The organism is Rubritepida flocculans DSM 14296 (assembly GCF_000425365.1).
Lineage (GTDB): Bacteria > Pseudomonadota > Alphaproteobacteria > Acetobacterales > Acetobacteraceae > Roseococcus > Roseococcus flocculans.
In genome coordinates this window covers 408,978-423,007 of the sequence record NZ_AUDH01000001.1, presented here as the reverse complement: position 1 = coordinate 423,007, position 14,030 = coordinate 408,978, and the positions used below count along the sequence as shown (strand labels likewise).

Sequence of the window (14,030 nt, the reverse complement as noted above, 5' to 3'; positions counted from 1 at the left end):
CGCCGGGCCGCGCCGCGAGGGGCCGGCCCCGGCGGCGGGCCCCCGGGGGGCGGGCCGCATGGCCCGCCCGCCCGGGCCGCGCTATATCCGCGGCCATGAGCGAGACCCCCACCGTCGATTTCGGCTACCGCACCGTCCCCGCCGCCGAGAAACCGGCCCTGGTGCGCGAGGTCTTCGACAGCGTGGCCCCGCGCTACGACGTGATGAACGACCTGATGTCCCTCGGCGTGCACCGCGTCTGGAAGCGCATCTTCGTCAACGCCATCCAGCCCCGCCCGGGCGAGACGCTGCTCGACCTCGCCGGCGGCACGGGCGACATCAGCTTCCTCGCGCTCCGCGCCGGCGCGGGGCGCGTCATCTGCTCCGACATCAACGAGGAGATGCTGCGCGTCGGCCGGTCGCGCGCGCTGGACCGCGGGCTCGCGCGCGGGCTCTCCTTCCTCTGCGCCGACGCCGAGCGCCTGCCGCTGCCCGACCGCAGCGTGGAGAAGGTGAGCATGGCCTTCGGCCTGCGCAACTGCACCGACAAGGACGCGGTGCTGCGCGAGGTGCGGCGCGTGCTGCGCCCGGGCGGGCGCTTCCACTGCCTCGAGTTCTCGCGCCTCGAGGTGGCGGCGCTGCAGCGCCTCTACGACGCCTGGTCCTTCAAGGCGCTGCCCGCCATCGGCGCGCGCGTGGCGAAGGACCGCGAGAGCTACGTCTATCTCGCCGAGAGCATCCGCACCTTCCCCGACCAGGCGCGGCTGGCGCGCATGATGGAGGCGGCGGGGCTGGAGCGCGTCTCGCACCGCAACCTCTCCGGCGGCATCGTCGCCATCCACACGGGCTGGAGGCTCTGACATGCCCTTCACCGAGATCCAGAAGCGCGTCGAGGCGTCCTTCGCCCAGCAGGGGCTGATGCGGGTGGTGGAGGCGCGCGTGGCCGAGGTCTCGCCCGGGCGCTGCGTGATCGAGGCGCCCTTCCGCAAGACGCTGACGCAGCAGCACGGCTACCTGCACGCCGGGGTGCTGACCATGCTGGCCGACAACGCCTGCGGCTACGCCACCCTCTCCCTGCTGCCGCCGGGGCAGGAGGTGCTGACGGCGGAGCTCAAGGTGAACTTCCTGCGCCCGGCGAAGGGCGTGCTCGCCATCGCGCGCGCCGAGGTGCTCAAGCCCGGCCGCACCCTCACCGTGGCGCGCGCCGAGGTGTGGATGCGCACCGAGGACGGCGCGGAGGTGCTCTGCGCCGCCATGCAGGCCACCCTCGTGCCCTCGGCGGCGGTGGGATGATCAGCGGCCGCGCGATGCTGGCCGGCGTGGCGGGCTGGCCCGTCGCGCATTCGCGCTCGCCCCGGCTGCACGGGACATGGATCGCGCGGCACGGGCTGGATGCGGCCTATGTGCCGCTCGCCATCCCGCCCGGGCGCTTCGAGGAATGCGTGCGGGCCCTGGCGCTGTGCGGCTTCCGCGGGATGAACGTGACGCTGCCGCACAAGGAGGCGGCCTTCGCGCTGTGCGACACGCTCACCCCCCGCGCGCGCCGCGCGGGGGCGGTGAACACGCTCGTCTTCTCGGGCGATTCCATCGCGGGCGACTGCACGGACGGGGCGGGCTTCCTCGCCTCGCTCGGAGAGTACGACCCGCGCCGCGGCCCGGCCGTGCTGCTCGGCGCGGGGGGTGCGGCGCGCGCCATCGCCGCCGCGCTGCTCGATGCCGGCTGCCCGCGCGTCACTCTCGTGAACCGCTCGCGCGCGCGGGCCGAGGCGCTGGCCGAGGCGCTGGGCGGGAACATCGCCGTGGCGGATGCGCCGCCGCTCGAGGAGGCGGCGCTGCTGGTGAACACCACGAGCCTCGGCATGGCCGGGCAGCCGCCGCTCGCGCTCGATCTCTCCGCCCTGCCCGCCGACGCGGTGGTGGCGGACATCGTCTATGTCCCGCGCGAGACGGCGCTGCTGCGCGCCGCCGCCGCGCGCGGGCTGCGCGCCGTGGGTGGGCTCGGCATGCTGCTGCACCAGGCGGCGCCGGGCTTCGCCGCTTGGTTCGGCGTGACGCCGGTGGTGGACGAGGCGCTGGAGCAGGCGGTGGCCGCCGACATCCCGCTGCGATGAAGGTCTGGGGCCTCACGGGCGGCATCGGCATGGGCAAATCCACCGCCGCACGCGCCTTCCGCCGCCTCGGCGTGCCGGTCTTCGACGCCGATGCGGCGGTGCACCGGCTGCAGGCGCGGGGCGGGCGCGCGGTGCGGCCCATCGCCGCCGCCTTCCCCGGCGCGGTGAAGGAGGGCGCGGTGGACCGCGAGGCGCTGCGCCGCGCCGTGCTGGGCGACCCCGCGGCGCTGGCGCGGCTCGAGGCCATCATGCACCCGCTGGTGCGGCGCGAGCAGGAACGCTTCCTCGCGCGCTGGCGCGGCCGCGGCGCGCGGCTCGTGGTGCTCGACATCCCCCTGCTGTTCGAGACGCGGCCCGACCGGCGCGGGCTGGACGCCATCCTCGTCGTCTCCGCGCCGGCGCCGGTGCAGCGCGCGCGGGTGCTGGCCCGGCCGGGGATGACGCCGCAGCGCCTCGCCGCCATCCTCGCCCGCCAGATGCCCGACGCCGCGAAGCGCCGCCGCGCGGACCATGTGATCCGCACCGGCCTCTCGCGCCACCACGCCCAGGCCGCGGTGCGCCGCCTGGTGCGGAGGGCGCGCGATGCGTGAGATCGTGCTCGACACCGAGACGACCGGCTTCGAGCCCGAGGAGGGCCACCGCGTCATCGAGATCGCGGCCATCGAGCTCGTGAACCTGCTGCCCACCGGGCGGCACTTCCACACGCTGCTGGATCCGGAGCGCGACGTGCCCGCCGAGGCCACGCGCATCCACGGCTTCACCGCGAGCGACCTCGCGGGCCGGCCGCGCTTCGCGGAGAAGGCGGAGGAGCTGCTCGCCTTCCTCGGCGATTCGCCCATCGTCGCGCACAACGCGCCCTTCGACTTCAAGCACCTCGATGCGGAGCTCGCGCGGCTCGGCCGGCCGCCGCTCGATCCCGCGCGGATGGTGGACAGCCTCGCGCTCGCGCGCGAACGCTTCCCCGGCGCGCCGAACAGCCTCGATGCGCTCTGCCGCCGCTTCGACATCGACCTGAGCGAGCGCACCACCCACAACGCGCTGCTCGATGTGCGGCTGCTCGCCCAGGTCTATCTCGAGCTGCGCGGCGGGCGGCAGCTCGGCCTCGGGCTCGGCGCGGCCCCGGCCGTGCCGGCGCTCGCGCGCGAGGCGGCGGTGGCGCGCACCCCGCGCCCCATCCTCGTGCCGGAGGCGGCGCTGGCGGCGCACGAGGCCTTCCTCGCGAAGATCAAGGATCCGATCTGGAAGCGGGAGGGGTGAACTCCGGCATGGTGGCGTGGCCCGGCGCGCTCACGCCCTGGCCGCGCAGCAGCACCGCCGCGCAGCGCAGCATGATGGCGAGGTCGCCGCGCAGGGTGATGCGCGCGACGTAGCGCGCGTCCCACTCCAGGCGCTCCTCCCAGGGCACGGCGTTGCGGCCCATGGCCTGGGCGAGCCCGCACAGGCCGGGCCGCACCGAAAGCCGGCTGGCCTGCCGCGGCGTGTAGCGCGGCACATAGTCGAGCGGCAGCGGGCGGGGGCCGACCAGGCTCATCTCGCCGCGCAGCAGGTTCCAGAGCTGGGGCAGCTCGTCCAGCGCGCTGGCGCGCAGCGCGCGGCCGAGCGGCGTCAGGCGCTCGACGTCCCCGCCCGGGCCCTCGCGCATGGTGCGGAACTTCCACAGGGTGAAGGGCGCGCCGCCGAGCCCCGCCCTCTGCTGGCGGAACAGCACGGGGGCGCCCATCCGCCAGCGCACCAGCAGCGCCACCAGCCCGGCCAGCGGCAGCAGCAGCGGCAGCGCCAGCGCCAGCGCCGCGAGGTCCAGCGCGCGCTTGCCCCAGCGCCTATACATGGCGCGCCGCCGCCTGCCCCGCCGCCCGGGCCTGGCGCGGGCGCATCTCCACCCCGAGCGAGAGGGCGAGGCCGAGCGCGAGCCACACCATCCGGTTGCCGAGATCGGTGGAGACCATCACCGAGATCGCCACCGGCAGGCAGAGCGCGAAGATGTCGGCCGCGCGGCCCGGCGCCACGCGCCGGGCCCGGGCGACGGCCAGCAGCGCCCCGCCGGGAAAGACGAGCAGCCACAGCAGAAGCCCGAGCGCCCCGCCCTCCACCATCGCCTCGATGGCGTGGTTGTGCGGGTGGAAGCCCCGATCCTGCCCCGCGCCGAGGGCGGGGGGGAAGCCGCCGGGCCCGAGCCCCGCCCAGCCGCCCAGCCGCCATGCCGCGCCCCAGATCTGGTCGCGCGCCGAGGGCGCATCGCCCATGCCGCGCAGCAGCCGTTCCAGCGTGGCGAGGTTCTCGGCCCGCCCGGGGTCGAGCAGGACGAGGGCGAGCAGCCCCGCCCCGCCGCCCAGCGCGAGCCCGAGCCAGAGCAGCGCCCGCCCCGGCCGGCGCAGCAGCAGCAGCAGCAGCGCCGGGCCGAGCGCCACGGTCGCCAGCATGCCGAGAAAGGCCGCCCGCCCGCCCGGCAGCAGCACCGCCACCCCCAGGCCGAGCAGCAGCCCGAGCCAGAACAGCCGCGCCCAGCCCCGCGCCGCCACCACCCGCAGCGCCACCAGCCCCCCGGCGCAGGCGATGGCGAGCCCCGCGATCTGATAGGCGACGCGCACCCGCCCCGGGTCGCGCCCGATCTCGCCGCCCAGCACGATGCTGTCCGTGGCGAGGCCATGGGCGATGACCAGCCCCACGAAGGGGCCGATGAACAGGGTCGCAGCCACGAAGGCGCGGCGCGCCCGCTCCTCCGCGCCCGCCAGCAGCCCCGCGGCCAGCATCACGGGCCCGAGCAGCACCATGTCCAGCAGCCGCTTCCGCGCCTCCTCCGGCCAGGGGCTCCAGGCGGCGGCCAGCACCCACCAGAGCCAGAGGGCGGCGGCCGCGGCCAGCACCAGCCCCACCCCCGGCGTGGCCAGGGGTTCGCGCGCGGCGAGCAGCAGCAGCAGCCCGGCCAGCGTGGCGGCGAGGGCGAGCAGCGTGAGGTCGAGCGGAAGCGCGTGCAGAAAGCCCGCCGCCTTCAGCGCGCCGGCGAAGTGCAGCACGGCGGCGGCGAGGCCCAGCCCGGCCGCCGCCAGCGCCTCCATCCTCAGCACGCGCCGTCCCCGCCCAGGGTGCGGACCAGCACGGGCTCGCGCCGGGCCGGCGCGGGGGGCGGCCAGTCCGGCGGCGCGGGCCGGGCGGCCGGGCCGCGCAGCAGCAGCAGCGCCGCGCCGGCCAGCACCGCCAGCATCCCCACCGCGATGAGCAGCAGCGCCAGCAAGAGCGGCCGGTTGGGCACGGAGGGGCGGATTTCCACCGCCGGCATGGAGACGAGGCGCGCCGCCGCCGCCTCGTCCGCCGCCACCACCAGCGCCGCGCGCTGCTGCTGCGCCAGCAGCTCGTGCAGCGTCTGGCGCACGAAGAGGTCGGGCTCCACGCGCAGCCGCGCCTCCAGCGCCGCGATGCGCCGCGCCGCGAGATCGGCCAGCGTCTCGCGCACCCGCGCCTCGGCGGCGGCGTGCACGCGCTCCAGCACCAGCAGGGCGAGCTCGCGGTCGCGCGCCACCACCTCCACCGTCCAGGTCACCGAGGCGAGGGAGGGGGTGGCGGCCAGGTTGCGCTCCAGGAAGGCCACCACGTCGTCGAGGTCCGCCTCGATGCGCAGGCCGAGCCAGCGGCGCAGCGCGCCGAGCGGCGGGCCGGCGCGGCGCTCCGTCAGATGGGCGAGGATGGGCGTCTCCCGCACCAGGGTGCGCGCCGCCTCGGGGGCGCGCAGCGCGGCGAGATAGACGGCGAAATTGCCGCCCGGCCGCTGGTCCAGCAGCGAGGGCTGAAGGAAGGGCGCGGGCGTGAGCAGGGCGGAGGTGGCGATGCCCGTCGTCTCGGCCGGGGCCACCACCAGCCCCGCCACATAGCTGCGCGGCCAGGACCAGACGACGGCCGCCAGCAGCCCATAGACGCCGAGCCCCGCCAGCGCGAGGCGCCAGCGCCAGCGCCACAGCCCGCGCAGCAGCTCGTCAAGGCCCATCGGGATGCCCAACCGTCTCGGTAGGAGAATGAGCCCTCCCCCGGCGGAATGCAACCGCAGGCTTCAAGGAAGGGCAATCCTGGTCGTCAGACGCGAAACGCCCGGCCCGAACGCCACCTCCAGCACGGGCAGGGGCGAGGCCTGCCCATAGGCGAGGCTCTCCTCGCCCGTGACGAGCCGCGCGGCGAGCGGCCCATCGGCGGCGACGGCGAGGCGCGCCAGCGGCCCCTCCACCCCCGTCTCCGTCGGCCGCCAGGCGCCGGGGGCGAGGCGCCAGCGCAGCACCGCCGCGCGGAAGGGGCCGGAGACCTCGTCCTCCACCCGCCAGAGCCGGCCCTCGGCGAAGATTTCCCGCGCGTGGCGGCGGCCGCGGAAGTCGCGGATCCAGCCGCCAGCGGGCAGGGGGCCGGTGGCCGGCCAGCGCGCGAAGAGGAAGGGGCCGAGGCGGGGCATCTGGTCCTCGCCGTCGAAGCCGATGGTGTTGTGGAAGGCGGTGGAGGCGAAGGCGGCGGCGCGGGCGCGCTCGGCGGGGTTGTAGGCGAAGCTGCCCGCGTCCCGCAGCAGGTTCAGCGGCCCGTCCCGGAGGTCGAGGTGCAGAAGGTCGGCATGGCCGGGGCGGAAGCGCAGCGGGCCGGTGCGCAGCACCGCGCGCGCCCCGGCGGCGGCGCGGCCCAGGAAGCCGCCGCCGCGCCACGCCGCCTCGGCCTCCAGCACGGCCGCGGGCAGGGGGAGGCCGAGGGCGGCGCAGCCCGGCTCCTCCGCCCAGCCGGCCGAGGCGGCGCAGAACAGCCGCGCCGCGCGCTCCAGGCTCGGGCGCGCGTCATCGGGCCCCGCCCCGGCGAGATCGGCGAAGCAGGAGCCGTCCTGGTGGCCGATGCGCGGCAGCGCGCCCGTCGCGGGGCAGCAGAGCCGGTGCAGCCAGCGCGTGGCGGCGGCCAGCCGCGCCCGCGCCGCCGGGGAGAGCCCGGGCCCGCCCCGGCGCGCGCGCAGCCATTCCGCCACCGCCGCCACATCGAGCAGCAGCCGGTGATAGGCGGGGCTGGGCTGGGCGAAGCCGCCATCCTCCCCCACCAGGCGCAGGATCGCGGCCTCCAGACGGCGCGCGCCGGTGGCGGCCAGCCGCGCCTCGCCCAGCCACAGCCCGCAGGCCAGCAGCCCGGCCGCCTCGCTCACCGGGTGGTTGTTGTCCTGCGCCATGGCATAGGCGGGGTTGGCGGCGATGCGCCGCGCCAGCGCCGCGAGCGCCGGGCGCGGCGGGGCCACCCCCGCGATCTCGCAGGCCAGGATCAGGTGCAGGGCGCGCAGCGCCGCCTCCTGCCCGCACAGCCAGAGAGGCCCGGCGAAGGGCGGGTGCGCGGCCATCCAGCCCGCCACGAAGGGGGCGATGGCCGCGCCCTCGCCGCGCAGGGCCAGGGCGGGCAGCTCCGCCCAGCGATGCGCCTCCCAGAGCGGGCGCAGATCCTCCCCCGCCATCGGGTCGGCCAGGGAGAGGCCGGGCAGCCGCGCGGTCAGGCGCCGCCGCGCCAGCGCCCCGCGCCCCCAGAGCGCGAGCGCGACCGGGCGCGGGCCGAGCCGCCAGGCGGCGTCCAGGGTCAGCGCCCAGCGCGGCCAGGGCATCCCTCGCCAAAAATCGCGGATAGGTTGCATCCCTGCCCGCTTATGCGGCAAAACTTGCAATCTCAAGGAGAGACGCCCGTTCCTTGCATGGCCTGACCGCTCTCGTCCGTTCCGCTGTCGGCCTCGGGCTTCTGCTCGCCCTCGCCCTCCCCGTTGCGGCCCAGCAGGCGCCGACGCAGCCCGGGCTGCTCACCCCGCCCGCCCTGCCCTCCACGCTGCCGGGCGGCGCGCCCGTGCCCAGCCTGCCCGCCGCCTCGCAGCAGGAAATCTTGCAACGGCTGCTGGAGGCCGGGGCGGGCCGGGCGCTGGGCGGGCCGCCCCCGCCGGCGAGCCCGGCCCAGCCCCCGCCGCCTTCCCCCGCGCCCCTGCCGCTCCCCGCCGGCCCCGCTGCGCCGGAGGAGCCGCTCTCGCCCGTCGAGCAGTTCTTCGCCGCGCGGCTGACCGTGCCGCTGCGCCAGTTCGGCTACGAGACCTTCCGCGCCGGCGCCCCGGCCGCTCCGGGCTTCGGCGCCGTGCCCGACGACTATGTGATCGGCCGCGACGACGAGGTGATCGTCGCCTTCCGCGGCCGCGCCCGCAGCACGCTGAACCTGCGCGTGACGCGCGAGGGGATGCTGGTGCTGCCCGACCTGCTGCCCATCCCCGCCGCCGGCCGCAGCCTGCGCGAGCTGCGCGCCGAGCTCGAATCCCGCGCCGCGCGGGAGCTGGCGGGCAGCGAGGTCTTCGTCACGCTCGGCCAGCTCCGGCAGGTCAGCGTCTTCGTGGGCGGGGAGGTGGCGCGGCCCGGCGCCGTGGCGCTCTCGCCGCTCGCCACGGTGCTCGATGCGCTGGTGGCGGCGGGCGGGGTGCGCAAATCCGGCACGCTGCGCGCCGTGCGGGTGGAGGGGCCGCAGGGCCGCCGCGTGGTGGACCTCTACCCCGTCATCGCCGGCGAGGGCGCGCCGCCCGACCTCGCGCTGCGCGAGGGCGAGCGGGTGCTGGTACCGCCCATCGGCGGGGTGGTGGCGCTGGGCGGCGAGGTGGCGCGCCCGGCCATCTACGAGCTGCCGCCCGGCCAGCCGGGCGCGCCGCTCGCCGAGATGCTGCGCCTCGCGGGCGACGCGCTGCGCCCCGAGGGCAACCGCTTCCTGCTGGAGACGACGGATTCCGGCGGCCGCCGCGCCTTCCGCGAAATCTCGCCCGCCAGCCTGATCCGCCGCGGGGATGCGCTGCTGGTGCAGCCGGGCAGCGACGTCATCTCGCGCCAGATCCGCCTCTCCGGCCATGTGGCGCAGCCCACCACCCGCGCGCTGGGCGGGCGCGGCTCCACCCTGCGCGGGCTGCTCTCCGACCCCCGGCTCGTCCGGCCCGACCCCTATGCCCGCATGGGCGTGGTGCTGCGGCTGGACGCGCGCACCCGCGGGCGGCGCATCCAGCCCTTCGACCTCGCGGCGGTGCTGCAGGGGCGGGGCGATCTCGCCCTCGCCGAGGGGGATGACGTGATCATCCTCGCGATGAGCGACATCGCCTGGCTCTCCAGCCCCTCGGTGCAGCGCGCGCTGCGCGGCGAGACGGAGGCGGGGCCGCCCCCGCCCGGCCTGCCGGTCGCGCTGCCCCAGCCGCGCGGGGCGGCCGCGCCCGCCATGGCCGCCCCGCCCGGCTTCGCCTCGGCCGCCCCGGCCCCCGGCCAGGCGCCGGCAAGCCCGCTCGCCGCGCCGCCGCAGGGGCTGGACTGCCCGGCGCTGACGCAGCTCGCGGTCGCGGCGCGATCGAGCCCGCAGCGCTTCGCCCATGCCCGGGTGGCCGGCTTCCCCGAGATCGGCGCCGCGCCCTGCCCGCAGGTGTTCCTCGACTACCCGATGCTGCTGCCCTTCCTGCTCGACCAGGCCGTGCTGCTGACGGGCGAGGTGCGGCTGCCCGGCCTCTATCCCATCACCGACAACACCGGGCTGGACGCGGTGCTCGCCATGGCCGGCGGCGTGACCGACACGGCCGATCTCTCCTCGGTGGAGCTGGCCCGCGAGCCGGCGGACCAGACCAGCGCCATCCCCCTCTCGCGCAGCGTGCTCGACCTGCGCAGCCGCAACTTCGCCGCGGTGCGCCTCTCGCCGCGCGACGGCATCCGCATCCCGCGCGGCTTCGGCGACCGCGACAGCGGGCCGGTGACGCTGCTGGGCGAGTTCCTGCGCCCCGGCGTCTATGACATCCGCCGCGGGGAGCGGCTCTCGGAGGTGATCGCGCGCGCGGGCGGCCTCACGCCCCAGGCCTATCCCTACGGGGCCGTCTTCACGCGCGAGAGCGTGCGCAACCGCCAGCAGGAGGGCTTCCAGCGCACGGCGCGCGAGATGGAGCAGGGCCTGCTGCAGATGGCCGCCGGCCAGGCGGTGATCGGCAGCGGCGCGCGCACCGACATCGCGGGCGCCATCGCCGCCGGGCGCGAGATGGCCGCCGCCCTGCGCGAGGCCCGCGCCGCCGGGCGCATGGTGGTGGAGGCGAACCCGGTGGTGCTGGCCGGCCGCCCCGAGCTCGACGTGCTGCTGGAGCCGGGCGACCTGATCGTGATGCCCAAGCGCCCGAACGAGGTGACGGTGGTGGGCGCGGTGCAGAACCCCGGCTCGCTGCAGTTCGTGAGCGGCTGGCGCGCGGCGCAGTATGTGGCCGCCGCCGGCGGCGCCCAGCGCTTCGCCGACCCCGCGCGCGCCTTCATCGTGCTGCCCAACGGCCAGTCGGTCGCGGCGGGGCTGGGCGCCTGGCAGCAGGGCGGCCCGCCCGTGCCGCCGGGCAGCCTGGTCATCGTGCCGCACGACCCCTCGCCCTTCGAGAACTGGGGCTTCCTGCGCGACATCACCCAGGTGGCGAGCCAGGTGGCGATCTCCGCCGCCGCGCTCGCGGTCATCGCGCGGGGCCGGTGAGGGCGACCGCGCTGCTGCTGTGCGCGCTCGGCGCGGCCGCGGCGCCGCTCGGCGCGCAGGAGTTCGACCCCGGCTTCGCCCCCAGCGGCTCCCATTTCGGCCGGGTGGGGCTGCTGGAGATGCCCAATGCCCGCTTCCGCCCCGATGGTTCCATCGAGACGGGGGTGGCCATCCGCCGGCAGCGCAGCTTCTGGTTCGTGAACTTCCAGGCCCTGCCCTTCCTGGAGACGAGCTTCCGCCTGACCGACCGGCTGAACGGCACGCTGGGGCGCGGCCGCACCACCGACCGCGCCTTCGACATCAAGCTGCAGTTGTGGACGGAGAACGACTGGCGCCCCGCCCTTGCCCTCGGCTTCCAGGACCTGATCGGCACCGGCATCTACCAGGGGGAATACATCGTCGCCTCCAAGCGCTTCTGGTCGCTGGACGCGACGCTCGGCATGGGCTGGGGGCGGCTCGCCACGGGGCGGGAGCTGCCCAACCCGCTGGGCGAGATCAGCCAGCGCTTCAATGTGCGCCCGCGCAATGTGGGGGCGGGCGGGACGGTGGCCTTCACCTCCTTCTTCCGCGGGCCGCACACGGGCGTCTTCGCCGGGCTCGAATGGTCGGTCCCGCCCTTCGAGACGCCGCTCGGGCTGATCGAGGGGCTGCGCGCCAAGCTGGAATACAGCGCCGATGCGCTGCGCGACGAGCGCGGGGGCTATCCCGCGCGCACCACCAACCTGCGCGGCCAGGCGGCCTCGCGCCTCAATGCCGGGCTGCAATGGCAGCCCAACCGGCATCTCGATCTCGGCCTTGCCTTCGTGCACGGCACGGATCTGCTGCTGCGCGCCTCGCTGCGGCTCGAGCCCGACGCGCCGCCCGCGCTGCCGCGCCAGCCGCCGCCGCCCATGGTCCCGCGCCCCGCACCGGTGGGCGAGACGGCGCCCGGCGCGCCGCCCCTGCCGCCGGGCTGGGAGCCCTCCTGGCGGCGGCGCGCGGCCACGGCGCTCACCGCCGGCTTCGGCGGCGCGTTGCAGACCGGCACGCCCGACGACACGGGGGCGGCGGAGGAGAACGCCGCCCTCGCCCCGGCCCTTTTCGCCGCGCTGCGCGAGGCGGGCTTCACCCCCATCGCCCTCGACATCCGCGGCGAGGAGGCGCGCCTCACCGTCTCCGGCGGCCGGCACCGCACCCTGGCGCAGACCACGGCGCGGGTGGTGCGCGCCGCGCAGCCGCATCTGCCCGCGCGCGTCGAACGCATCCGCCTGCTGTGGGAGCGCGACGGCGCGGTGGTGGCGCGGCTGGTGACGCTGCGCGAGGCGCATGAGGCGCTGGCCCGCGGCCAGGGCAGCGCGGAGGAGGTGCTGGCCGCCACCCATCTCCTGCCCGCCCTGGGCGAGCCGATCGGGAGCGCGGCGCGCCTCGCCCCGCCGCGCCTCGCCTGGGGCATCGAGCCGCGCCTCACCCTGCAGGTGGGGGATCCGCAATCCTCCGTGCGCTGGCAGGCGGCCGTGGCGGCGGGCGGGCGGGTGGATCTCGGCGCCGGGCTCGCGCTCGCGGGGGCGGTGCAGCAGGCGCTGGCCGGCAATCTCGACGGCGGGCTGCCGAGCGATTCCCTCCTGCCGCGCGTGCGCAGCGACTACGCCCGCTACGCGCGCGAGGGGCGCACCTCCATCCCCGCCCTCTACGCGGAGGGGATGTGGAACCTCGCGCCCGATGTGTTCGGGCGCGTCACCGCCGGCTATCTCGAGCCGATGTTCGCGGGCGTCTCGGGCGAGCTGCTGTGGCGGCCGGCGGGGCGCGGCTTCGCCATCGGGCTCGACATCGCCCATGTCGTCCAGCGCGCCTATGACGGGATGTTCGGCGCGCTGGGCTACAACGTGACCACCGGCCACCTCTCCCTCTACGCCGATCTGCCGGTGTGGAACCTCTACGCGGTGCTGCGCGGCGGGCGCTACCTGGCCGGCGACTGGGGCGGGACCATCGAGCTCGGCCGGCGCTTCGATTCCGGCATCGAGGTGGGCGGCTTCGCCACCTTCACCAACGTGCCCTTCCGCCGCTTCGGCGAGGGCAGCTTCGACAAGGGCATCTATGTGCGCGTGCCCTTCGACTTCCTGGGGCTGGAGACGCGCTCGCGCGCCTCGCTCAACATCCGGCCCGTGCAGCGCGACGGCGGGCAGCGCCTCGCGGTGGACAACCCGCTGTGGGAGGCGACGCGCGAGGGGCGCGAGGCGGCGCTGCGCCGGGGGTTCCGGGCCTTCGCGTGGTAGCGGCGGCTACTCCGCCGCCGCCAGCCGCGCCCGGGCCGCCCGCCGGTCCTGCCAGAGCGTCACCGCCACGGCCAGGGCCATGAACCCCGCCGAGAGCAGGAACACCGCCTGGGGCTGCCTGTGGTCGAGCAGCGCGCCGAAGATCACGGGCCCCGCGATGCCGCCGATGTTGAAGCCGGTGCTGACCACGCCGAACACCGCCCCCGCCTGGCCCGGCGGCGCGGCCGCGCGCACCAGCATGTCGCGCGAGGGCATGATCATTCCCGAGAGCAGCCCCGCCGCACCCATCACCCCCACCAGCGCCGCCGCACCCATCGGCACCGTCCCGGCGAGCAGGATCAGCACCCCCGCCGCGCCGAAGCCCAGCGCCGCGACCAGGCCGTGCCGCCGCGTGCGGTCGGCGATGACGCCGCCCAGAAGCACCCCCGCCGCGCTCATCGCCAGCCAGGCGGTCAGCGCGATGTTGGCGGTGGCGAGCGGCAGCTCCCGCCAGGCCGCCCAGGCCGAGACGCCGAAGCCCTGCACCGCCCCGGCCGAGAGCGCGATCAGGATGAAGAAGCCCGTCAGCACCAGCACGCTGGGCGAGATCAGCCGCGGCGCGCCGGCGGCCTTGGCCGGACGCGGCGGCGCGGGCCGCTCGGCGAGCGCGGCGCGCATCAGGGGCAGGGCGAGCAGCGGCCCCATCAGCCCCGCCGCCACCAGCGCGCCGCCGAGCCCGAAGGCCCAGGCGCTGCCCAGCATGAAGGCCGGCGCCACCGCGCCGCCGAGATAGCCCGCGAAGGTGTGGATGGAGAAGGCGCGCCCCACATGCCCCTCGCCGATGTCGCGGCCGAGGATCGCGTAATCCGCCGGGTGATAGACGCTGTTGGCGAGGCCGAGCAGCCCCGCCGCGACCAGCAGCGTCGCATAGCCGCCGCCCAGCCCCGCCGCGGCCAGGGCCAGCCCGCCCAGCCACATCCCCGCCACCAGCACGCGGTGCGGCCCCCAGCGGTCCACCAGGAAGCCCACCGGCGCCTGGGTGAGCGCCGAGACGACGTTGAACAGCGTGAGCGCGAGGCCGAGCTCCACGAAGCTCACGCCCATCTCCTCGCGCAGCAGCGGAAACAGCGGCGGCAGGGCGAGGATGTGCAGGTGGCTCACGAAATGCGCGCCGGAGATGGCGGCGAGGGTGCGGCGCTCGGCGCCCGTGAAGCCGCTCATC

Annotated in this window: 12 protein-coding genes; 7 read left to right on the top strand and 5 right to left on the bottom strand. The window is 76.7% G+C overall.

Annotation, left to right across the window (positions count from 1 at the left end; all coding sequences use genetic code 11):
- The first annotated feature begins 95 nt into the window (after positions 1-95).
- Genes H596_RS0102110 through dnaQ form a run of 5 tightly spaced genes read left to right on the top strand, consistent with a single transcriptional unit; the run spans position 96 to position 3,347 of the window.
- On the top strand, positions 96-839 hold the full coding sequence (locus H596_RS0102110) for a class I SAM-dependent methyltransferase (protein WP_051212245.1): 744 nt from the start codon (positions 96-98) through the stop codon (positions 837-839).
- Position 840: 1 nt separating this feature from the next.
- Positions 841-1,272, top strand: a complete 432-nt coding sequence (locus H596_RS0102105) for a PaaI family thioesterase (protein ID WP_051212244.1) — start codon at positions 841-843, stop codon at positions 1,270-1,272.
- Positions 1,269-2,090 (top strand): shikimate dehydrogenase, encoded by an 822-nt coding sequence (locus tag H596_RS0102100; RefSeq protein ID WP_027283491.1) that lies wholly within the window; start codon positions 1,269-1,271, stop codon positions 2,088-2,090. Before H596_RS0102105 ends, H596_RS0102100 begins: the two co-directional genes overlap by 4 nt.
- On the top strand, positions 2,087-2,680 hold the full coding sequence (gene coaE, locus H596_RS0102095) for a dephospho-CoA kinase (RefSeq protein ID WP_027283490.1): 594 nt from the start codon (positions 2,087-2,089) through the stop codon (positions 2,678-2,680). The genes H596_RS0102100 and coaE overlap by 4 nt, the downstream gene beginning before the upstream one ends.
- Positions 2,673-3,347, top strand: a complete 675-nt coding sequence (gene dnaQ / locus H596_RS0102090; protein WP_027283489.1) for a DNA polymerase III subunit epsilon — start codon at positions 2,673-2,675, stop codon at positions 3,345-3,347. Before coaE ends, dnaQ begins: the two co-directional genes overlap by 8 nt.
- On the opposite strand, the gene H596_RS0102085 is transcribed toward dnaQ, so the two are convergent.
- From H596_RS0102085 to H596_RS0102070, 4 genes are all read right to left on the bottom strand, one after another.
- The gene (locus H596_RS0102085) at positions 3,316-3,918 is read right to left on the bottom strand and encodes a sugar transferase (RefSeq protein WP_027283488.1); all 603 of its coding nucleotides are present in this window, start codon (positions 3,916-3,918) and stop codon (positions 3,316-3,318) included. The genes dnaQ and H596_RS0102085 overlap by 32 nt on opposite strands.
- A complete protein-coding gene (locus tag H596_RS19650) occupies positions 3,911-5,146 on the bottom strand; it encodes an O-antigen ligase family protein (RefSeq protein WP_037299556.1) in 1,236 nt (411 codons plus the stop codon). Before H596_RS19650 ends, H596_RS0102085 begins: the two co-directional genes overlap by 8 nt.
- Before the next feature lie 2 nt (positions 5,147-5,148).
- The gene (locus H596_RS0102075; RefSeq protein WP_027283487.1) at positions 5,149-6,069 is read right to left on the bottom strand and encodes a GumC domain-containing protein; all 921 of its coding nucleotides are present in this window, start codon (positions 6,067-6,069) and stop codon (positions 5,149-5,151) included.
- A 63-nt stretch (positions 6,070-6,132) separates the two neighbouring features.
- Complete coding sequence (locus tag H596_RS0102070; protein WP_027283486.1) at positions 6,133-7,686, bottom strand: heparinase II/III domain-containing protein; 1,554 nt, start codon at positions 7,684-7,686, stop codon at positions 6,133-6,135.
- 83 nt (positions 7,687-7,769) lie between these two features.
- Here H596_RS0102070 and H596_RS0102065 point away from each other — a divergent pair, with 83 nt between their 5' ends.
- A complete protein-coding gene (locus tag H596_RS0102065; protein WP_245583930.1) occupies positions 7,770-10,577 on the top strand; it encodes a polysaccharide biosynthesis/export family protein in 2,808 nt (935 codons plus the stop codon).
- Positions 10,574-12,829: a YjbH domain-containing protein gene (locus tag H596_RS0102060; RefSeq protein WP_027283484.1), complete on the top strand. Its 2,256-nt coding sequence runs from the start codon at positions 10,574-10,576 to the stop codon at positions 12,827-12,829. Before H596_RS0102065 ends, H596_RS0102060 begins: the two co-directional genes overlap by 4 nt.
- Positions 12,830-12,835: 6 nt before the next feature.
- Here H596_RS0102060 and H596_RS0102055 read toward each other — a convergent pair whose 3' ends face one another.
- Complete coding sequence (locus H596_RS0102055) at positions 12,836-14,029, bottom strand: MFS transporter (protein ID WP_037299553.1); 1,194 nt, start codon at positions 14,027-14,029, stop codon at positions 12,836-12,838.
- Between the last annotated feature and the right edge of the window lies 1 nt (position 14,030).